The organism is Tenacibaculum aestuarii, assembly GCF_964510395.1.
In the GTDB taxonomy this organism is placed as follows: Bacteria; Bacteroidota; Bacteroidia; order Flavobacteriales; family Flavobacteriaceae; genus Polaribacter; species Polaribacter aestuarii.
The window spans coordinates 959,596-979,401 of record NZ_CAZEFY010000003.1 but is presented as its reverse complement, the minus strand read 5'-3'; the positions used below and the strand labels follow the sequence as shown (position 1 = coordinate 979,401).

At 32.4% G+C, this 19,806-nt stretch carries 19 protein-coding genes, 1 tRNA gene and 1 other RNA gene; 13 read left to right on the top strand and 8 right to left on the bottom strand.

Translation table 11 applies throughout. From position 1 onward, the window contains the following. The first annotated feature begins 6 nt into the window (after positions 1-6). Genes ACKTSU_RS10760 through ACKTSU_RS10750 form a run of 3 tightly spaced genes read left to right on the top strand, consistent with a single transcriptional unit; the run spans position 7 to position 1,157 of the window. A complete protein-coding gene (locus ACKTSU_RS10760) occupies positions 7-462 on the top strand; it encodes an SRPBCC family protein (protein ID WP_408036385.1) in 456 nt (151 codons plus the stop codon). Positions 463-485: 23 nt separating this feature from the next. Next, entirely contained in the window at positions 486-911 is a 426-nt protein-coding gene (locus ACKTSU_RS10755; RefSeq protein WP_408036384.1) for a VOC family protein, read from the top strand. Positions 912-929: 18 nt separating this feature from the next. Further along, positions 930-1,157, top strand: coding sequence for a hypothetical protein (locus ACKTSU_RS10750; RefSeq protein WP_408036383.1), 228 nt, complete (start codon positions 930-932; stop codon positions 1,155-1,157). Between the two features lie 56 nt (positions 1,158-1,213). Here ACKTSU_RS10750 and ACKTSU_RS10745 read toward each other — a convergent pair. The 3 genes from ACKTSU_RS10745 to ACKTSU_RS10735 form a co-directional block, all read right to left on the bottom strand. Continuing rightward, positions 1,214-1,287 (bottom strand) — tRNA-Arg (locus tag ACKTSU_RS10745). A 74-nt stretch (positions 1,288-1,361) separates the two neighbouring features. After that, a complete protein-coding gene (locus ACKTSU_RS10740; RefSeq protein ID WP_408036382.1) occupies positions 1,362-1,595 on the bottom strand; it encodes a putative signal transducing protein in 234 nt (77 codons plus the stop codon). 12 nt (positions 1,596-1,607) lie between these two features. Then, positions 1,608-1,760 carry an SsrA-binding protein gene (locus ACKTSU_RS10735; protein WP_274633914.1) on the bottom strand — a complete coding sequence of 51 codons (153 nt, stop codon included), beginning with the start codon at positions 1,758-1,760 and terminating at the stop codon, positions 1,608-1,610. A 587-nt stretch (positions 1,761-2,347) separates the two neighbouring features. Here ACKTSU_RS10735 and ACKTSU_RS10730 point away from each other — a divergent pair. The 3 genes from ACKTSU_RS10730 to ACKTSU_RS10720 all read left to right on the top strand — a co-directional run bounded on the left by ACKTSU_RS10730 (position 2,348) and on the right by ACKTSU_RS10720 (position 6,923). After that, complete coding sequence (locus ACKTSU_RS10730) at positions 2,348-4,732, top strand: TonB-dependent receptor (protein ID WP_408036381.1); 2,385 nt, start codon at positions 2,348-2,350, stop codon at positions 4,730-4,732. A gap of 89 nt (positions 4,733-4,821) precedes the next feature. Continuing rightward, positions 4,822-5,895: a PepSY-associated TM helix domain-containing protein gene (locus ACKTSU_RS10725; protein WP_408036379.1), complete on the top strand. Its 1,074-nt coding sequence runs from the start codon at positions 4,822-4,824 to the stop codon at positions 5,893-5,895. Positions 5,896-5,981: 86 nt separating this feature from the next. Then, on the top strand, positions 5,982-6,923 hold the full coding sequence (locus tag ACKTSU_RS10720; protein ID WP_408036377.1) for a calcium/sodium antiporter: 942 nt from the start codon (positions 5,982-5,984) through the stop codon (positions 6,921-6,923). Between the two features lie 76 nt (positions 6,924-6,999). Here the strand turns inward: ACKTSU_RS10720 and ACKTSU_RS10715 are convergent, their stop codons facing one another. Next, on the bottom strand, positions 7,000-8,010 hold the full coding sequence (locus ACKTSU_RS10715; RefSeq protein ID WP_408036376.1) for a glutamine synthetase beta-grasp domain-containing protein: 1,011 nt from the start codon (positions 8,008-8,010) through the stop codon (positions 7,000-7,002). A gap of 197 nt (positions 8,011-8,207) precedes the next feature. Between ACKTSU_RS10715 and ACKTSU_RS10710 the strand changes: the two genes are divergently transcribed. Genes ACKTSU_RS10710 through ACKTSU_RS10695 form a run of 4 tightly spaced genes read left to right on the top strand, consistent with a single transcriptional unit; the run spans position 8,208 to position 12,578 of the window. Next, positions 8,208-10,388 (top strand): glutamine synthetase III family protein, encoded by a 2,181-nt coding sequence (locus tag ACKTSU_RS10710; RefSeq protein WP_408036375.1) that lies wholly within the window; start codon positions 8,208-8,210, stop codon positions 10,386-10,388. Beyond that, the gene (locus ACKTSU_RS10705) at positions 10,388-10,855 is read left to right on the top strand and encodes a GNAT family N-acetyltransferase (RefSeq protein WP_408036374.1); all 468 of its coding nucleotides are present in this window, start codon (positions 10,388-10,390) and stop codon (positions 10,853-10,855) included. The genes ACKTSU_RS10710 and ACKTSU_RS10705 overlap by 1 nt, the downstream gene beginning before the upstream one ends. Positions 10,856-10,857: 2 nt before the next feature. Next, positions 10,858-11,352: a GNAT family N-acetyltransferase gene (locus tag ACKTSU_RS10700; protein WP_408036373.1), complete on the top strand. Its 495-nt coding sequence runs from the start codon at positions 10,858-10,860 to the stop codon at positions 11,350-11,352. A 47-nt stretch (positions 11,353-11,399) separates the two neighbouring features. Beyond that, positions 11,400-12,578: an AIR synthase related protein gene (locus ACKTSU_RS10695; protein ID WP_408036372.1), complete on the top strand. Its 1,179-nt coding sequence runs from the start codon at positions 11,400-11,402 to the stop codon at positions 12,576-12,578. Positions 12,579-12,634: 56 nt separating this feature from the next. Here ACKTSU_RS10695 and ACKTSU_RS10690 read toward each other — a convergent pair whose 3' ends face one another. Both ACKTSU_RS10690 and ACKTSU_RS10685 read right to left on the bottom strand, forming a co-directional pair. Beyond that, entirely contained in the window at positions 12,635-13,225 is a 591-nt protein-coding gene (locus ACKTSU_RS10690; protein WP_408036371.1) for a hypothetical protein, read from the bottom strand. Positions 13,226-13,348: 123 nt separating this feature from the next. Next, positions 13,349-13,786 carry a hypothetical protein gene (locus ACKTSU_RS10685; RefSeq protein WP_408036370.1) on the bottom strand — a complete coding sequence of 146 codons (438 nt, stop codon included), beginning with the start codon at positions 13,784-13,786 and terminating at the stop codon, positions 13,349-13,351. Between the two features lie 76 nt (positions 13,787-13,862). Between ACKTSU_RS10685 and prfA the strand changes: the two genes are divergently transcribed. Both prfA and rpsU read left to right on the top strand, forming a co-directional pair. Beyond that, positions 13,863-14,939: a peptide chain release factor 1 gene (gene prfA, locus ACKTSU_RS10680; protein WP_028890665.1), complete on the top strand. Its 1,077-nt coding sequence runs from the start codon at positions 13,863-13,865 to the stop codon at positions 14,937-14,939. A gap of 313 nt (positions 14,940-15,252) precedes the next feature. Next, positions 15,253-15,441 carry a 30S ribosomal protein S21 gene (gene rpsU / locus ACKTSU_RS10675; RefSeq protein ID WP_133534602.1) on the top strand — a complete coding sequence of 63 codons (189 nt, stop codon included), beginning with the start codon at positions 15,253-15,255 and terminating at the stop codon, positions 15,439-15,441. Between the two features lie 75 nt (positions 15,442-15,516). Here rpsU and ACKTSU_RS10670 read toward each other — a convergent pair whose 3' ends face one another. Further along, entirely contained in the window at positions 15,517-17,658 is a 2,142-nt protein-coding gene (locus ACKTSU_RS10670; protein ID WP_408036369.1) for a S46 family peptidase, read from the bottom strand. A 283-nt stretch (positions 17,659-17,941) separates the two neighbouring features. Then, positions 17,942-18,337: a transfer-messenger RNA gene (ssrA, locus tag ACKTSU_RS10665) on the bottom strand. Positions 18,338-18,566: 229 nt separating this feature from the next. Between ssrA and ACKTSU_RS10660 the strand changes: the two genes are divergently transcribed. Then, positions 18,567-19,775: an NAD(P)-dependent oxidoreductase gene (locus tag ACKTSU_RS10660; protein WP_408036368.1), complete on the top strand. Its 1,209-nt coding sequence runs from the start codon at positions 18,567-18,569 to the stop codon at positions 19,773-19,775. Positions 19,776-19,806 lie beyond the last annotated feature (31 nt).

Below are 19,806 nucleotides of genomic sequence, written 5' to 3'. Positions count from 1 at the left end.
TTAGTTATGAAAGAACAACAAGAGTTTACAATAATTATAAATGCTAACCCCGAAAAGGTGTGGAAGGTTCTTTGGGATGATAAAACGTATCCTCAGTGGACAGCAATTTTCTCAGAAGGGTCTTATGCAAAAACAGATTGGAAAGAAGGTAGTAAGGTGTTATTTCTTACAACTGATGGTAGAGGAATGGTAAGTAGAATCAAAAAAAAGATTACAAATGAATATATGCTATTTGAGCATTTAGGAATTATTGAAAATAATATAGAAAGCCTTGAAAGCAAGGAAGCAAAAGAGTGGGCAGGAGCTACAGAAGCATATATGTTAGAGTCTGTTAAGAACAATAAAACGCAATTAACAGTTAAAATGGATGTAGTTGAAGGGTATAAAGACTTCTTTTTAAATACATGGCCCAAGGCAATGAGTAAAATAAAAGAATTAACAGAAAAGAAAAATTTAGAATAAAAATAACCTTAAAAACAAGAAAAATGAAAGTAAATCCTTATTTAAATTTTGACGGAGATGCAGAACAAGCATTCAATTTTTACAAATCAGTATTTGGCGGTGAATTCATTGCAAATATGAAAATGAGTGATGCTCCAGATGTAGAAAAATTACCAGAAAATGAGAGAAAACGTACAATGCATATTTCGTTACCATTATCAAAAGACACTATTTTAATGGCGTCAGATACAGTTCCTTCTATGGGGCATAAGCTAAACAAAGGAAATAATAATTATATTTCATTGCACCCTGAAAGTCGAGAAGAAGCAGATCGTCTGTTTAATGGTTTATCTGTAGATGGAAAAATTGAAATGCCTATGGAAGATCAGTTTTGGGGAGATTATTATGGAAGTTTTGTAGATAAGTTTGGTGTCCATTGGATGATTAATTATAACGAGCAATACAGTTAATTTTAATGCTGTTATTTAATGGTAGAAGTTTTTAAAACGTCAGTAGCATTAATTGAAGATGAAAAACATCTTTTAAGAGAACTTCAAAAGAAGTTTCCAGGTTGCCTAATTAATTTTGATCTGGAGGATTGCGATAATATTCTTCGAATAGAAATTGCTAACGAAAAAATTAACGTTGCTAGAATTATCAAATTAGTGAGGTCTTATAATTTTGATATAGAAGTATTGGAAGATGTACTAGGTTAAATATAACTTCAAGCTATTAAAAATAAAACCCTGTTAGAAAACTAACAGGGTTTTTGTGACCTCGGCAGGATTCAAACCTGCAACCTCTTGAGCCGTAATCAAGTGCACTATTCAGTTATGCTACGAGGCCGTTTTGCGGGTGCAAATATAAGAATGTTTTTTAAATTGTAAAGTAAAAAAATATTTTTTTTCACCTTTTTTAATTTATTTGTCTTCTGCTATTTCTTCTTTAAAACTATCAATAGTGCTCTGAGATTTTTCAAGGTCTGATTCATAGATAAATACATCAACTGAATTACCTAAAGTACCGAAACCAGCCAATCTCCCAGATTCTTTATTATCTTTAATTAAATATGGAACATTAATTTCATCAAGTAGTTGACTTAATCGGCCAACAAAGATTTGAGTTCCCGAAAAAACTTTTACATGCTTGTTCATAATATATAAGTTTTAGTCCAAAGAATTTATAGTAACATAAGCTCGCCATCCAATAATTGCCAACTGAAATTTTGAAGCTTTGGTAACATCCAACTCTTTTTTAGTAAAAGAGGGTAATAGCGCTTTGTTTAGCTTAGCTAATAACTTAAAAATGCTTTTTTTCATTAGTTGTGGATTCTATATCAAAAATAACGAAAAATAATGAGTTATGATGAGCGAAGCTCACTTTACTTCGCTCAAAATGACATCGTTTTGTAAATAATAAGAAAGATTAAAAAATCAAGTCTAATAGTAATTCAGCAATTTTAATTGTTAAGAGAATTAGTTTTAATGCGATTGTAATCATTTAAGTTTTAATGTTTTTTAGTTGATAATTCTTTATCAATTCCGGAATTGTTTTATGAATATATAGCAAGGAGAAGATGCTTACCAAATTTTCAGATAAGATTTAATTAATTAGAATATACAATTGAAGTTAAAAAAGTTAGTATAGTTTTAATGTGTAATTATTGATTCTTTATTTTTGTTTTTAATTGTAATTAAAAATTATACTTATTGTTTTAATTTGTAATGTTTTAAAGGCTGTTTTTTTCGGCTTTTTAAAAAGCAAAGGGAATTAGGTCTTTTTTTGCCTCATTTTTAGAGGTTTGATTTTTTTGTTTTAGTTAAGAAGGAAGTTTTTTTAATTAATGTTTGCTAATAAATTTAGAGAAGATATATTTGCAATTTAAATTAAATCTAAATAAAAAATAATGAGAATTTACGTATTGATAACTACGTTGTTATTAACCTCTGGGCTGTTTGCGCAATCTAGTTTAAAAGGACAGATAAAAGATGAGCAAGGTCAGCCAATTTATGGAGCGAATGTATTTATATCAGATCTTCAAAAAGGAACAACTTCCGATTCTAACGGTAATTTATTGTTAACAGGTATTAATGAAGGAGTTTGGAAGGTAACATTTAGCATGGTGGGATTTCAAACTGTAACAAAAGAAATAACATTTGCTCAAAATAGTACAGTTGAAATCGTACAAGTATTAAAAGAGAATGAAGAAAGTTTAAAAGAAGTAGTTGTTTCTGCAAGTAGACGTTCAGAATATCTTTCAGAGATACCAGCATCAATAACTGTAGTAAATCAAAAGCAGTTAGTAGATTTGTCAAACTCAACAACCAATATTAATGAAATATTAGAATTTACAGTTCCAGGTTTAGCTGTATCTACAGGAACTTTTTCTAACTGGGGTCAAACATTACGTGGTCGTTCTTTGTTGGTGATGATTGATGGTGTTCCGCAATCTACTCCGTTACGTAACGGTCAATTAGGAATAAAATCGGTAAGTCCTAACGATATTAGCAGAGTTGAGGTTATAAAAGGAGCAACATCTATTTTTGGAAATGGAGGAAATGGAGGTTTTATAAATTACATTACTAAAAAGCCAAATAGTAGTGAGAAAATTGAAGGAACAACTAATATTTGGGGAACTTCTAACTTAGCAAAAACGAAAGATGCTCTTGGGTTTGGTGCTTATCAATCACTACGAGGAAAAATAGATAAGTTCAACTACTATGTGAGTGGTAGTTATGAGGAAACAGGCAACAAGTACGATGCAGATGGTAAAGTTATACTTCCAACTTACGGGTTAGATAATACTAGAATTTATACTGCTTTAGCTAAATTTGAGTATGAAATATCTGATAGACAAAAAATAAGTATTGGAGGAAATTTATACAATTCATTACAAGATACGCCATTTATACCTGTTCCAGGGTCTTTTGAAGTATACAATGAGAATGGAGATTATACTTTAACACCTGGTTATGGTATTGAAGGGTCTATTGAAGGAGAAGAGCCTACCGGATCTAAACTGTATAATGGTAACTTGAAATATGATTTAAATAATATTTTTGATGGAACAACAGATTTTACAGCTGATGTGTACTATCAAAAAACAAAAAACATTTTCTTTTATTCAGATAAATTTGAAAATGGAGGTCAGTCTGTTATTAATGCAGAAAAATATGGTTTAAGACCAAATTTTAACACTACACTTACTCCAAATGAATCAATAGAAGTTTCGTTAACCTATGGTTTAGATTTATTAAAAGATAAAACCAATCAAGGGTTGTTAGATGGTAGGTTATGGGTGCCAAATATCGATATGTTTAGTTGGGCACAATACATACAGTCTACAGTGAAATTTAATGACGAATGGGTTTTAAAAGCAGGGTTAAGATATGACGATATGAATCTTACAATAGATGATTATAATACCTTACCATATTCACCTTTAGGAGGTGGTAATTTTAATCCTTCAGTAGCAGTAACAGGAGGAGAAATAGGGTTTGATAATTTAGCTTTCAATGCTGGTGTTAGGTATATTAAGCATCAAGAGTTTATTCCTTATGTAAGTTACTCTCAAGGTTTCTCTATTGCCGATTTAGGTTCTGTTTTACGCTCTGCAACTGCAGATAATATTGAAGATATTCAATTAGAACCAGCAGTAACTAAAAACTATGAGTTCGGATTTTTATCAAAGTTCAATAACTTCAGATTAGAAGCTGTGGGATATTACAGTGTTTCTAATTTAGGAACAGGAGTTACTTTTGATGAAAATATTAATTCTTTTGTACCTTCTAAAAAACCGCAAAATATTTATGGAGGAGAAATAGCAATAGATTATACTGCTTTTGATAATAAATTACAAGTAGGAACATCGTATTCTTATGTTGAAGGTGTTACTCACAATGTGGGTGATGAAAATAACTTAACCTATTTAGGAGGAGATGTTATTTCGGCACCTAAACTAACGGCTTATGTAACATGGTTACCGACAAACAAAATTAGTACTTCTTTACGTATGACTAATTTAGGAGATAGAAGTCGTTTTAATCCGTATTTAGATGCTAACGATAATTACACGTTTAGACATACACAATTTCCAGTAGAAGGATACACTTTACTTAATTGGTCTATGAACTATAAGTTGCAAGAAAATATATCAGTTTCATTAGCAGTAAACAATCTGTTAAATGAATATTATTTACCAGCAAGATCACAATGGGCAGCACCTTTAAGAACTTTTACGGGTACAGGTGAAGGAACGAACGCTAAATTAAGTGTGTTGTATAACTTCTAAGAGAGTTGATAACATCTTACATTTGCAAAATTATAAACTCAGTGTCTGTTTTATTTTAGACTCTGGGTTTTAAAAATAAAAGATATCAATTGCAGCAGATACATAAAATAATTTGGAAAATACACTTATGGCTAGGTCTTAGCTGTGGGGTTGTTGCATCATTTTCAGGCTTAACAGGGGCATTGTATGTTTGGCAGCCAGAAATAAATTCATTACTGAATCCGAAATTATTAAAGGTTGAAGATTTTTCTAAAATAAAAGAAAAAACAATTTTAAACTCTGCGTATTTTTTAGCTGTAAAAAATGAAGGAGGAGTAAGTAAGGTTTTTTTGCCTTATAGAGAGCAGCAAACAATTTCAATAAATTATAAAGATGGGAAAACATTGTATTATCACCCGAAAACTAGAGTTTTTTTAGGTGAAAAATCGGCGTCTATAACGTTTTTTGAAACACTTTTGAAACTACATCGTACATTAGGAATACCTACATTTGGTAAGTATATTATTGGTACAAGTGCTTTATTGTTCTGTTTTTTCTTGTTAACAACTGGGTTTTATATGTGGTGGAAAACATATAAAAATAACCTGTCAAAAGGATTTACGATGAAATGGAAGGTAAAAAAGAAACGATTTCACTTCAATTTACATAAAGTATTCGGAATTTATTTTTTGTTGCCTTTATTGGTAATAGCATTTACAGGAGGTTACTTCACGTATCATAAAACCTATAAATCAGCTTTATCTATTTTTAATAGTTCAGATAAAGTAGTCTTGGACGGAAAAGCAAAACAAGAAAAGATATTTTCATTAGAAGAAGCAGTTCTACAAACTGACGGAAAATATGCTTTAAGAGCTATTTATTATCCGAAAGATAGCTTAGGAGTATATAAACTAAGGTACATAAAAGATCGATTTATCAAAGCAGGATTTAGAAAGACAAAAGAAATGGAGTTAAATCAACATGGTAAATTACGAACACTATCAAGTTTTGATTTCGATTCCAATAATAATCGAATAGCGGCACAATTTTATCCAATACATATAGGAGAAATAGCAGGAATATTGGGTAGGTTTTTAGTGTTTGTTTCTGGTTTAGTGCCTTTGGTGTTATTAATAACAGGTTTTAAAGTTTATAGTGCAAAACGTAAGAGGTTAAAGAAGTAAATTAATTACGGTTTTATTGGTTCAGGAGCTTGAATTTGTTTTCATATTTGCTTGGTAAAAACCTTATCTTCGCCAAAAAATATTTTATGAGCATTCTATACATTATTATTGGTTTAACGTTGTTAGTTTTAGGAGGGAATTGGCTGTTAAAAGCGGCGGTAGGTTTGTCACTTAAACTACATATACCAAAAATAGTAATAGGTATGACAGTAGTGTCGTTTGCAACATCGGCACCAGAATTAATTGTAAGTATAAAATCTGCTTTAGACGGAGCCACAGGGCTAGCAGTAGGAAATGTTATTGGGTCTAATATTGCAAACTTAGGTTTGGTATTAGGTATAACAGTAATACTATCTTCAATTGATGTAGAAAAAAGTTTTTATAAGACTGATTGGCCAGTAATGATGATTGCTTCTGTAATGCTGTATTTTTTTATAGTGAATGATAAAACCATTCAGTTTTATGAAGGAGCTATCTTATTTGGAATGTTGGTAGTGTTTTTAATCTATTTATTACGTTTTCAAAAACAAGCTGTTGTTGATGAAATGCCAGAAGATGATGAGGATTTACCATTGTATAAAATAGCATTGTTTTTAGCTATTGGAGGTGTAGGTTTATGGGGAGGTTCAGAATTATTGATTAATGGTTCGATAACTATGGCGCAACATTTTGGGGTAAGTGATGCGATTATTGGAGTTACAGTTGTTTCAGTAGGAACAAGTGTTCCCGAATTAGCGGCATCAATTATTGCAGTATTAAAGAAAGAAAAAGCCATCTCATTAGGAAACCTTGTAGGATCTAATGTGTTTAATATCTTAGCTGTATTAGGAATCACTGCAATGATTACTCCAGTAGAAGTTAAGCCAGATGCTTATAGTTTAATTAATAATGATATTTATTGGATGTTGGGTGTTTCGTTTGCAATATTACCTTTAGTGTTTATTCCTAAAGGATTACGTTTAGGATGGAGAGATGGAGTTTTATTGTTAGCTTCTTATATTACTTTTGTGTATCTAACAATTTCATAAAGCAGAATAAAGACATAAAAAAAAAGCCGCTTTTAAGCGGCTTTTTTTAGTTAGTTGTGTTGTTGGTGTATGTTAATTATATCTTAGCACTTTTTACAGTCTTGATAATTCTTCCAGCTACTTTGTATGGATCAGCGTTTGAAGCAGGACGACGGTCTTCTAACCAACCTTTCCATCCTTTTTCAACTGTGATAATAGGAATACGGATTGAAGCACCTCTATCAGAAACTCCATAACTGAAATCAGATACGTGAGCAGTTTCATGTAATCCTGTTAAACGCTCATCATTATAAGCTCCATAAACATCAATATGCTTTTCAGCAACAGGTCTGAATGCTTCACAAATAGCTTCATAAGTTTCTTTAGAACCACAAGTTCTTAAAGTAGTGTTAGAGAAGTTAGCGTGCATACCAGAACCGTTCCAGTCTCCTTTAATTGGTTTAGGGTGGTATTCAATGTAGTAACCGTACTTTTCAGTTAAACGATCTAATAAATAACGAGCTACCCAAATTTCATCACCAGCTTTTTTAGCTCCTTTAGCGAATAATTGGAATTCCCATTGTCCTGGAGCAACCTCTTGATTAATTCCTTCGAAGTTTAATCCAGCTTTAATACATAAATCAGCATGCTCTTCAACAAAATCTCTTCCCCAAGTGTAACGACCACCTACAGAACAGTAATATTTTCCTTGAGGTCCAGGGAATCCACCACGAGGGAAACCTAAAGGTAAATCAGTTTTAGTGTCCATTAAGAAATACTCTTGTTCAAATCCGAACCAAAAATCATTATTATCATCGTCAATAGCAGCACGAGCATTAGATGCATGTGGAGTACCGTCAGCATTTAAAACTTCAGACATTACTAAGTATCCATTTTCTCTTGCTGGATCAGGGTAGATAGCAACTGGTTTTAATAAACAGTCAGAGGCTCCTCCAGATGCTTGCTCAGTAGAACTTCCGTCAAAAGACCACATAGAACAGTCTTCTAATTTACCGCTAAAGTTTTCTTCAACTTTAGTTTTACTACGCATGTTTTGAGTTGGTTCATGACCATCTAACCAAATGTATTCTAATTTTGATTTACTCATGATTTTTGTTTTTGTGTTGTTATGGAATTAAAATCGGTGCAAAAGTGAGTATTTTTTGTTTTCTGTCAAAATTTTATGGGGTATTTTTATTTAAAATTAACTTTAAGTTAATTTAACCCCTACTTTTTTAGGGGTGTGTGTTTTGAAAAGAAAAATTATGTACTTTTGAAATGTTTAACTTTTATACCTTATTATATATGTCAGTTTTAAGATTCAGTGCATTACAAGAGGTTTTACATAGAAAACCTATCGTTGTAGAAGAAAAAGAACGCCGTTCGGAATTGTTTGGTAAAAACGTATTTAACGAACAAGCAATGCGTCAACATATGACAAAAGAAGCATACCAAAGTGTTATGGATGCAATTGAGTTTGGAACGAAGATAGATAGAACAACTGCTGATCAAATTGCGGTAAGTATGAAAGATTGGGCCTTGTCTAAAGGAGCAACGCATTATACACATTGGTTTCAACCTTTAACAGGATCAACAGCAGAAAAGCACGATGCCTTTTTTGAAACTATAGATGGTGGTGCCATGGAAAAGTTTGATGGAGGTCAGTTAGTACAGCAAGAGCCAGATGCTTCTAGTTTTCCTAATGGAGGAATCCGAAATACATTTGAAGCACGTGGATACACTGCTTGGGATCCTACTTCACCAGCATTTATTTATGGTACAACTTTATGTATTCCTACAGTTTTTGTTGCATATACAGGAGAAGCTTTAGATAACAAAGCACCATTATTAAGAGCGTTACAAGCGGTAGATACTGCGGCTACAGCAGTATGTAAGTATTTTGATAAGAATGTAACAAAAGTAAACGCAACCTTAGGTTGGGAACAAGAATACTTTTTAATTGATACGGCTTTAGCAGCAGCGCGTCCTGATATTATGATGACAGGAAGAGCATTGTTAGGGCATGCTCCAGCTAAAGGACAACAGTTAGATGATCATTATTTTGGGTCAATACCAACACGTGTGTTGAATTTTATGCGCGATTTAGAGCATGAGTGTATGTTGTTAGGTGTTCCAGTTAAAACGCGTCATAATGAGGTGGCACCAAATCAGTTCGAATTAGCACCAATTTTTGAAGAAGCAAACTTAGCCGTAGATCACAATTCATTATTAATGGATGTGATGGAAAAAGTATCGCAACGCCATAAATTCAAAGTACTATTTCATGAAAAGCCATTTGCAGGAATCAATGGTTCAGGAAAACATAACAACTGGAGTTTATCTACCAATACAGGGGTTAACTTATTGAGTCCAGGTAAAACTCCGATGAAAAATTTACAGTTCTTAACCTTTTTTGTGAATACGATTAAAGCTGTTCATGATTACGAAGAGTTAATCAGAGCATCAATTGCGAGTGCTAGTAATGATCATCGTTTAGGAGCTAATGAAGCACCGCCTGCGATTATTTCAGTTTTTATCGGAACGCAATTATCAGAGGTGTTAGATGAGTTAGAAAATGTAACAAAAGGGAAATTATCACCAGAGGAGAAAACAGACTTAAAACTAAATATTGTAGGTAAAATCCCTGAGATTTTGTTAGATAATACGGATAGAAACAGAACTTCACCTTTTGCTTTTACAGGAAATAAATTTGAATTACGTGCAGTAGGATCATGGGCGAATTGTGCTGGACCTATGACCGTATTAAATACCATCATAGCAAGACAGCTTATTGAGTTTAAAGAAGAAGTTGATAAGTTAATTGATACAAAGAAGCTTAAAAAAGATGAAGCTGTATTTAATGTGTTAAGAGAGTACATTAAAGCATCTAAGAATATTCGATTTGAAGGAGATGGTTATGGAGAAGCTTGGGAAAAGGAAGCAAAAAAACGAGGGTTGTCGAATAATAAAACTACTCCAGAAGCTTTAAAAGCAAAAATTTCTAAAAAAGCAGTTTCACTTTTTGAAGAAATGGGAGTGATGAATAAGGTTGAAGTAGAAGCTCGACATGAAATTGAATTAGAAGAATATTCAAAAAAGATTCAAATAGAAAGTAGAGTATTGGGTGATATTGCAAGAAATCACATTATACCTACAGCGATTCAATATCAAAATACATTGATAGAAAATGTTAGAGGGTTGAAAGAGATTTTTGGAAACAACTTTGAAAAGTATGCTAACGAGCAAATCGATTTAATTCAAAAAATATCGCTTCATATAGCTGAAATCAATTCTAAAGTAGAACAAATGATTGAAGAGCGTAAAAAAGCGAATAAGCTAGAAGGACAAAAAAATGCAGATGCGTATTGCAATAAGGTAAAACCGTATTTTGATGAAATTCGATACCATTGCGATAAATTAGAATTAATGGTAGATGATAATCTTTGGCCTTTAACAAAGTATAGAGAATTACTGTTTACGAGGTAATGAATAACTTAGTAAACTTAAAGAGAACCAATTCCAGAGATGTGGATTTTATCGCTTTAGTACAAGAGTTAGATAAATATCTCTCTGGAATTAATGGTAATCAAGATGAATTTTTTAAACAGCTTAATACGGTTGATACATTACAACATGTAATTGTATGTTATATAGATGCAGTTCCTGTAGGCTGTGGAGCATTTAAAATAGTTGAGGATAAAACAGTAGAGGTAAAACGAATGTACGTTAAACCAACATGCAGAGGAAAACATATAGCAACACGTATTTTAAATGAGCTAGAAGAATGGGCAAGACAGGAACAGTTTGATATAATTATTTTAGAAACAAGTAAAACCATGGAGCCTGCGGTAAACCTGTATCAAAGAAATGGGTATATTATTACACCTAACTATGAGCCCTATAAAGAGGTGTCGTCAAGTATTTGCTTTAAAAAACGACTGTCAAGTATGTAATAATGATAAGTATAGAAAAACTCACTCAAAGCCATTGGCAAGAAGTAGCAGTCATATTTAAGGAAGGAATCCAGACTAAAAATGCTACTTTTAGAACTCAAGTTCCTAGTAGGGAAGAATGGAATGCGTCACACTATCAACACTCTCGGTTTATTGCTGTGGAAGTAAATGAAGTAGTAGGTTGGTGTGCTATAGCCCCAGTATCAACAAGGTTTGAATACAGAGGAGTAGCAGAAGTAAGTGTATATGTGAAACAAGGAGTGGTAGGGAAAGGAATAGGAAGTTTATTGATGGAAGCTGTTATAAAATCTTCAGAAGAAAATGGTATTTGGACTTTGTATTCAAGTCTATTTCCTGAAAACGAAGCAAGTGTTAATTTACATCTTAAATACGGTTTTCGAAAGATAGGATACCGAGAAAAAATAGCACAGTTAGATGGAGTGTGGAGAGATACCGTATTATATGAAAGACGAAGTAAAAAACAATATTTACTTTGATAGTTTCCTGTTTTTAAAGTAATTTCGCGGCAACAACAACACAACACATGAGTAACGAAGTATCTAAACGCTACGCACAACGCGGAGTATCGGCATCTAAAGAAGATGTACACAACGCTATTAAGAATATTGATAAAGGATTGTTTCCAAAAGCTTTTTGTAAAATAGTTCCAGATTACTTAACAAATGATGATGATTACTGTTTAATCATGCATGCTGATGGTGCAGGAACAAAATCATCTTTAGCATACATGTACTGGAAAGAGACAGGAGATATTTCTGTATGGAAAGGTATTGCTCAAGATGCTTTAATCATGAATATTGATGATTTATTATGTGTAGGTGCTACAGATAATATTATGTTATCTTCTACTATCGGACGTAATAAAAGTAATATTCCAGGAGAAGTTTTGTCGGCAATCATTAACGGAACAGAAGAGTTAATTAATGAGTTGAAGGAATTCGGAGTTACGATTCATTCAACAGGTGGAGAAACTGCTGATGTAGGAGACTTAGTACGTACCATTATTGTAGATTCTACAGTAACTGCTCGTATGAAGCGTTCGGATGTAATTGATAATGCAAATATCAAAGAAGGAGACGTAATTGTTGGTTTAGAGTCTTTCGGACAAGCTACTTACGAGAAAGAATACAATGGGGGTATGGGAAGTAACGGATTAACTTCTGCACGTCACGATGTATTTCACAACTATTTAGCAGAAAAATATCCAGAAAGTTTTGATGCTTCAGTGCCTTCTGATTTGGTGTATTCAGGAAATACAAAATTAACAGATAAGGTAGCAGATTCGCCAATTGATGCTGGTAAGTTAGTGTTGTCACCAACAAGAACCTATGCGCCAATTATTAAAGAAATTTTATCAAAATTCTCTTCGAAAGAGGTACATGGAATGATTCACTGTTCTGGTGGAGCGCAAACCAAGATTTTACATTTTGTAGATAATTTACACATTGTAAAAGATAATATGTTCCCAATTCCACCATTATTCAAATTGATACAAGAGCAATCAAAAACAGATTGGAAAGAAATGTATCAAGTATTTAACTGTGGACACAGAATGGAGTTATATGTATCTCCAGAAGTTGCTGAAGATATCATAGCGATTTCAAAATCATTCAATGTAAATGCACAGGTTGTTGGTAGAGTAGAAGCTTCGGATAAAAAGCAATTAACCATCAAAAGTGAATACGGAACTTTTGAATATTAATACAACAAGGTAAAAAGTAAAATCCTCAGATAAATTTGAGGATTTTTTTATTATTGTTAATTACAATAGTTATTTACAAGCTCAATTCTTTTTAGCATTTTCCAAGTTTTATGAGTAAACTTTTTAGGTGAAAATTTAAATACTAGTACTGTTTTTTTGTTTTCTTTACAGTAGGTACTTTCAATTAAAACATTCAAAGAAATTTTTTTATTTGTAGCAAACCGATCAAATGTTCTTATTCTTCCCTTAAAGAAAGATGTTGTAGCTTTTTTGTCTATTTTTAAAATTGTTGCTGTAGCTTTTTTATATTTATTTTTACCATCTACTCTATTTAGCCCATCAAAATATTTTTCTAAATTATTAGCTAATTCTTTTGCTGTAATTTCTTCAGTATGATTAATATTCCATACATAGGTATACGACCAAAAATTTTGATGTTTAGGGTCACTCCATCCTTTAGGTGGAAATCTAACTTCAGCCATTCCATCATAGTTGATATTTTGAGCAAAACTAATAGGGAAAGGAAAAACTTCTTTTGTCCAAGTATTATCAAGCTTAAGTAGATTTACTTCCTCTGGTTTTTGACTATAGAGATTTGTTGAATAAATAAGAAACAAAAAAGTTAGTGTGATAAAGGTGTTTTTCATCTGATTAATTTTAAATGTCAGATAAAATTATATCAGTATTTGAAGAAAAGTGTCAAAAAAACGTAAAAGAAGTGTCAAGAGTTGTAAAAAAGAGTGAATATAAAATCTCTCTCCTTATTTTACTTAATTATTTAACTTTTTAAATACAAAATCAATCGAAAATTCATCGTTAAAAACTTTAGCTTTTAGTTGATTTTTATCTTTCCAGTATTGTATCGTTTTAGGGAATTCGTTTCGTTGATTTTCCGCAGTAAAAGAATTGTCGGTTTGTTGTGTAAAAGCAAATAGTGTCGGGTTTTCATTCACGCCTGTAACTTGTAAAAACAAAGAATCGTTCTTGGTGATGATATGTAATACCTCTTTAAAAACAGTATCTTTCTCTTTTAAGGTGAAGCCAATTCCAGAAAAATCCTCACCCCAAAACTCATATGTAAGCTTATCAGTTTGATTATTTATACGATTCCATTTTCCGAATAACCAGGTAGGTTTTTTGATTTCTTCAGTATTCTGACAAGAAAAAAGTAGAAATCCAGTAATAAATAGTAGTAAAATTCGCATCATAAAAGACTTAAAGGATTAAAGATAATGAATAAAATTCGATAAAAAATCGTAAATTCGCACCCCAAGAAAAGATACTATGCTAGATAAATTACAGATAGTTAAGCAACGTTATGATGAGGTGTCAGATTTAATCATCCAGCCAGATGTTATCTCTGATCAAAAACGTTATGTGCAATTAAATAAGGAATATAAAGATTTAGGAAAGGTTGTAAAAAAAGCAAACGAGTACGAAACTTTATTAAATAATATAGAAGAAGCCAAAGAAATTATTGCTGACGGATCGGATGCTGAAATGGTAGAAATGGCTAAAATGGAAATGGATGAAGCAAAAACTCGAATTCCAGAATTGGAAGAAGAGATTAAGTTTTTACTAATTCCGAAAGATCCTGAAGATTCTAAAAATGCAGTAGTAGAATTACGTGCAGGTACTGGTGGAGATGAAGCGAGTATTTTTGCAGGTGATTTGTTTAGAATGTACACCAAGTACTGTGAAAGTAAAGGGTGGAAAGTTTCTACAGTAGATTTTTCTGAAGGTACGAACGGTGGGTTTAAAGAAATTCAGTTTGAGGTTACTGGAGAAGATGTGTATGGAACTTTAAAGTTTGAAGCAGGTGTACACCGTGTACAACGTGTACCACAAACGGAAACTCAAGGACGTGTACATACATCGGCAGCAACTTGTATGGTATTCCCAGAAGCAGAAGAGTTTGATGTAGAAATTAACCCAAAAGATGTACGTATCGATTTCTTCTGTTCATCAGGACCAGGAGGTCAATCGGTAAACACTACCTATTCAGCAGTACGTTTAACACACATTCCTACAGGATTAGTGGCACAATGTCAAGATCAAAAATCGCAGCATAAAAACAAAGAGAAAGCGTTTAAGGTATTACGTTCTCGTTTGTACGATATGGAGTTGGCGAAGAAGCAGGAAGCAGATGCAGCAAAACGTGGTTCGATGGTAACTTCAGGAGACCGTTCTGCAAAAATTAGAACGTATAATTACCCTCAAGGACGTGTAACCGATCACAGAATTGGATTGACATTATACGATTTATCAAATATTGTAAACGGAGATATTCAAAAAATTATAGACGAGTTAATGCTCGCAGAAAATACTTCTAAGTTAAAAGAACTAGGAGAAACAATTTAACAAAAAGGCGTTACCATATGGTAACGCCTTTTTTTATCAAAAAAGAATTACTACTCACAATCCTTGTAGAGCCGATAAAGAAACCCTACCTTTGCATCATATTAATGTTCTATCCTTTTAAGGAGAAAATCTACAAGTCTTTATACTATTTTCTGTTATTATCAGATTCCATAGTCTTCAGTTGCTTTACAAAGCATTTTCAATAGAATTTTTAATCTAAAAATAATATCATATAAAATCATAGACTGCATTGTATGTGGTACTATGAGGTGATTTGTATGATGTATAATGTATAATAATAAAACCTTATAGTATGTTAAGAATAGTTGTAAAAGAAGGTGAAAATATCGATAGAGCCTTAAAGCGTTACAAGCGTAAGTTTAGAAATGTAAAAGTTTTACAAGAGTTGAGAGAAAGAAAACAATATGTAAAGCCATCAGTTACTAGAAGAGCACAAATTCAAAAAGCAGCTTATAAAGAGCAATTGTTTAAAGAAGAATAGTTCTGAAAATTATATAGAAAATAAAAAACGCAACCAATTTGGTTGCGTTTTTTTATTGTTTACTAATAATTTAGATTATTCTATAATACTTAATTCGTCTACGATACGTTTAGCACCTGCATACTTATCAATTAACCAAAGTACGTATCTAATATCTACATTAATGGTACGTTGTAAATTAGAATCAAAAATAACATCACCAGCCATAGCTTCAATGTTACCATCAAATGCTAAACCGATTAATTCACCTTTTCCGTTTAAAACTGGTGAGCCAGAATTCCCTCCTGTAATATCGTTATCAGATAAAAAGTTAACAGGTAATTCACCTTTACTGTTGGCATATCTTCCGTAATCTTTCTTCTCATAGATGTCTAACATATCTTTAGATAAATCAAACTCGCTATCATTTGGCTTGTATTTTTTTACCATTCCTTTTAACGTTGTGTAGTTGTTAATACTAGCATCGTTTCTAGGATCTTTAGGTAGAGCTCTTACTTTTCCGTAAGTTAAACGTAAAGTAGAGTTCGCATCTGGATATTTAATATTACTTAAACCAGACTTACGTAAACCATCTACTAATAATCTGAATGATTTTTGGTAATCGTTTAATGGTTGTACTAAGTTTTCAGGTTGTTCTCTATATTTACCTAGTAATTGAGATGATAAAATATATAACGGATCGTTAGCTAATAATTCTTTATTAGGGTATTTTAAGAAAGCTGTTGCACGTTCTTTAGACGTAAAAATACTTAATTCGAAAATAGAATTGATGTAATCATTAATATCACCATCCTTTGCAATTTTAGCAACAACCTCAGGTAATTCGTAATTTGCTTTAGCTGAATATAACTTTAGTTGTTCTGCTAAAATTTCTTTCTCTAAAGGTAAGTGATAGTTTGTGTAACTACTTCCTATAAAAGCATTCAATCTAGGCATTAAGTTCTTACGAGCAGCTTCGTTAGCATTAATATAAGACTCAAATCCTTTACCAATTTGATATGGTAAAACAGCAAATTTACTAGAACGTAATAATAACATTAAGTAGTTGTCGTGCTTTGCTTTGTTGTTGGTTAAGCTGTAATAATTGTTGATGTTAGTAACAACATCTCCGTAAGTAGTTTTATTAGACTTTTTGTTAGCCCATTTGTCAAATTTCTTTTCAACTTTACGTTTAGTTTCGGCAGTTTTATGAGCTGTTAAAGCGTCAATCATACCTTGTCTGTTTTTCCAGTAGTTGGCAATTCTAGCATATTGAGAAGCATACATTAAGTTGATAGATGCATCTTCATCCATGTATTTCTTCATTACATCCATACTAAGTTTAGAACCTTCTACCCAAGCAGGATAAGCGTAGTTTACGTTTTGCTCGATTCCTTCTGCAGGCATCCAACGGTTTGTTCTACCAGGATATCCTAAAATCATAGCAAAATCATTCTCTTTTACCCCTTTAATGTTAACAGGTAAGTGGTACTTTGCTTTTAGTGGTACGTTATTTTCAGAGTACTCTGCAGGATTTCCTTCTGCATCAGCATATACTCTAAATAAAGAAAAATCTCCTGTGTGACGTGGCCATTCCCAGTTATCAGTATCTCCACCGTATTTACCAACTTTATCGGAAGGTGTACCGACTAATCGAACATCTTTATAATCTTCGTATACAAAATAGTAATATTCATTTCCTTGGAAAAAAGAACGTACAGAAACAGTGTATTTACCACCTTCATTGTTTTCTTGTTCTATTTTTGCAATTTCTTTGTTAATAGTAGCTTCACGTTCTTTTTCTGTCATAGAATCGTTTACTTTAGATAAGATACGTTCTGAAACGTCATCCATTCTTACAAAGAATCTTACAAAAAGACTTTCTGGTTTAAGCTCGTCTTTTAATGTTTTAGCCCAATATCCATTTTTAAGGTGATTTTGTTCTTCTGAAGATAATTCAGCAATGGCATCATAACCACAGTGGTGGTTTGTTAGTACTAATCCGTTATCTGAAATAATACTAGCAGTACAACCACCGTTAAATTGAACGATAGCATCTTTAAGGCTTTGGTTGTTAATGCTGTAAATTTCTTCGGCAGTTAACTGAAGTCCCATTTTTTGCATATCACGTTCGTTTAAACGTTTAATATGCATTAAAAACCACATACCCTCATTGGCAAACAATGAAGCTGGTAGTAAGATTAAAAAAGCAATTAAAAAAAGGCTTGTTTTTTTCATAATATAATTTAAATAATAAAAAATTAGGTTGATTTTGTTTTAGTTAGAATATCATCTTTTAAAAACTTAATAAGATTAAGGTATCTATTTCAGAGCTTCACTAATTAAACAATCAGCTTGTAAAAATACTCAATAATTCATTTAGGATAAGAAGGGGAAACGTTAAAAAATGAAGGAATATCTAAGTTGTTTTAGAATAATTTTAACAGTATTGATAGCTAGAAGTGAGTTTTATGAATTTTAAATAAAAAACCCTTACAAATACTGGGTTTATAAGGGTTAATAGTGGAGACGCCGAGAATCGAACTCGGGTCCAAACAAGTAGCTCAAAGGCTTTCTACATACTTAGTTTTTGTTTAATTTTCGATTAAGACCTGACCAAAAACTGCCCAATCTTAACTTATCTTCTTTAGTTTCGAAAACCTATCGAAGCCCTAAGTTTTCTATGTTTACTTTTACGATGCCCAAAAGTGAAACGCCGTAAACCAAGGCTTTTCGTGGACATTCAGCTTGCGCACCTTGTGCGCCGAGGCTCTATCTTACTATTAATTCAGATTAAGCAGCTAAAGCGTAGTTATCTTCGCCGTTTAAATGTTTGAAATAAGTTTAACGAGTTGTCATTTCACTCCTCGGTATGCTTACATTTTCACTAGTCTTGCTGTCAAAACCAGTCGTCCCCAATATGTCAAAGATGCTATAAGTATCCCTGCAAAAAATATACCAGATAATCTTTGTAATTCTATGCAATTTCGTTTGGCAGTACTATAAAACAATATTGCCGAAACAAGAGAATGCAAATATAAAAAAATACTACTTGTACAATCATTTTAAAACAAGTATTTTCGCTGCAATTGTTATAAACTATAACATTATATGTAAAATTGTTTAATTTTAATACAAGATCAATTATGAAATTCGGAATTATAAAAGAACGTAAAAATCCACCTGATAGAAGAGTCGTGTTTTCTCCAGAAAAATTGCAAGAGTTTAAGCAACAGTTTCCTCAAGCAGAAATAGTGGTAGAAAGTTCTGATATCCGAGTTTTTTCTGATGAAGCTTATAAAAAAGCAGGTTTTGAGGTAACAAATGATATTTCTGATTGTGATGTATTACTAGGGGTGAAAGAAGTACCTGTAGACAGTTTAATTCCCAATAAAAAATATTTTTTCTTTAGCCATACCATTAAAAAACAGCCATACAATCGTAAGTTGTTAAAAGCAATGCTTGAGAGAAATATAGAAATGTTTGACCATGAAACAATTATTAAAGAAAACGGAGCACGTTTAATTGGCTTTGGTCGTTATGCAGGTTTGGTAGGTGCTTATAATGGTTTTAGAGCATTAGGAATAAGAGAAGAGTTGTTTACTTTACCGAAAGTAGAAACCTTAGCAGATTTAGATGCTGTAAAGGCAGAGTTGGATAAAATTAGCTTACCTAGCATTAAAATTTTATTGACTGGAACTGGAAAAGTAGCAAAAGGAGCCCAAGAAATTTTAGATCATTTACAAATTAAGCAAGTAAGTGATGCATTGTATTTAACGTCAGAATTTACAGAGCCTGTGTATTGCATAGCAGATGTTATGGAGTACGCAAAACGAAAAGATGGTAAAGTAGGAGATAAGTTTGAATTTTATAAAGATCCAACAGGATACGAAAGTAATTTTATGGCTTATGCGAAACAAACCGATTTCTTTATAGCGGGACATTTTTATGGAGATGGAGCACCGTATTTATTTACACGTGAAGATGCAAAACACCCTGAGTTCAGAATAAAGTATGTAGCAGATATTTCATGTGATATTGATGGACCAGTAGCTACAACACTTCGTGCATCAACAATTGCAGATCCTATTTATGGTTATAACCCAGAAACAGAATCAGAAATTGACTTTAAAGATGAAAAAGCGATCACGGTAATGGCAGTTGATAATTTACCTTGCGAGTTGCCAAAAGATGCAAGTGAAGGTTTTGGAGAGATGTTTTTAGAGCATGTAATTCCTGCTTTTTACAACGATGATAAAGACGGAATTTTAGCTCGTGCAAAAATGACAACAAATACTGGTAAATTAACCGAACGTTATGCATATTTACAAGATTACGTTGACGGAAAAGAATAACACTCATTAACTCCCGCTTCGGCGGGATTTT

Coding starts and splice junctions, on each gene's coding strand:
- ACKTSU_RS10750 (WP_408036383.1), top strand. CDS start 930: ATGGTAGAAGTTTTTAAAACGTCAGTAGCATTAATTGAAGATGAAAAA.
- ACKTSU_RS10710 (WP_408036375.1), top strand. CDS start 8,208: ATGTCAGTTTTAAGATTCAGTGCATTACAAGAGGTTTTACATAGAAAA.
- ACKTSU_RS10700 (WP_408036373.1), top strand. CDS start 10,858: ATGATAAGTATAGAAAAACTCACTCAAAGCCATTGGCAAGAAGTAGCA.
- ACKTSU_RS10740 (WP_408036382.1), bottom strand. CDS start 1,595: ATGAACAAGCATGTAAAAGTTTTTTCGGGAACTCAAATCTTTGTTGGC.
- ACKTSU_RS10760 (WP_408036385.1), top strand. CDS start 7: ATGAAAGAACAACAAGAGTTTACAATAATTATAAATGCTAACCCCGAA.
- prfA (WP_028890665.1), top strand. CDS start 13,863: ATGCTAGATAAATTACAGATAGTTAAGCAACGTTATGATGAGGTGTCA.
- ACKTSU_RS10730 (WP_408036381.1), top strand. CDS start 2,348: ATGAGAATTTACGTATTGATAACTACGTTGTTATTAACCTCTGGGCTG.
- ACKTSU_RS10705 (WP_408036374.1), top strand. CDS start 10,388: ATGAATAACTTAGTAAACTTAAAGAGAACCAATTCCAGAGATGTGGAT.
- ACKTSU_RS10735 (WP_274633914.1), bottom strand. CDS start 1,760: ATGAAAAAAAGCATTTTTAAGTTATTAGCTAAGCTAAACAAAGCGCTA.
- ACKTSU_RS10690 (WP_408036371.1), bottom strand. CDS start 13,225: ATGAAAAACACCTTTATCACACTAACTTTTTTGTTTCTTATTTATTCA.
- ACKTSU_RS10685 (WP_408036370.1), bottom strand. CDS start 13,786: ATGATGCGAATTTTACTACTATTTATTACTGGATTTCTACTTTTTTCT.
- ACKTSU_RS10755 (WP_408036384.1), top strand. CDS start 486: ATGAAAGTAAATCCTTATTTAAATTTTGACGGAGATGCAGAACAAGCA.
- ACKTSU_RS10695 (WP_408036372.1), top strand. CDS start 11,400: ATGAGTAACGAAGTATCTAAACGCTACGCACAACGCGGAGTATCGGCA.
- ACKTSU_RS10720 (WP_408036377.1), top strand. CDS start 5,982: ATGAGCATTCTATACATTATTATTGGTTTAACGTTGTTAGTTTTAGGA.
- ACKTSU_RS10670 (WP_408036369.1), bottom strand. CDS start 17,658: ATGAAAAAAACAAGCCTTTTTTTAATTGCTTTTTTAATCTTACTACCA.
- ACKTSU_RS10715 (WP_408036376.1), bottom strand. CDS start 8,010: ATGAGTAAATCAAAATTAGAATACATTTGGTTAGATGGTCATGAACCA.
- ACKTSU_RS10660 (WP_408036368.1), top strand. CDS start 18,567: ATGAAATTCGGAATTATAAAAGAACGTAAAAATCCACCTGATAGAAGA.
- rpsU (WP_133534602.1), top strand. CDS start 15,253: ATGTTAAGAATAGTTGTAAAAGAAGGTGAAAATATCGATAGAGCCTTA.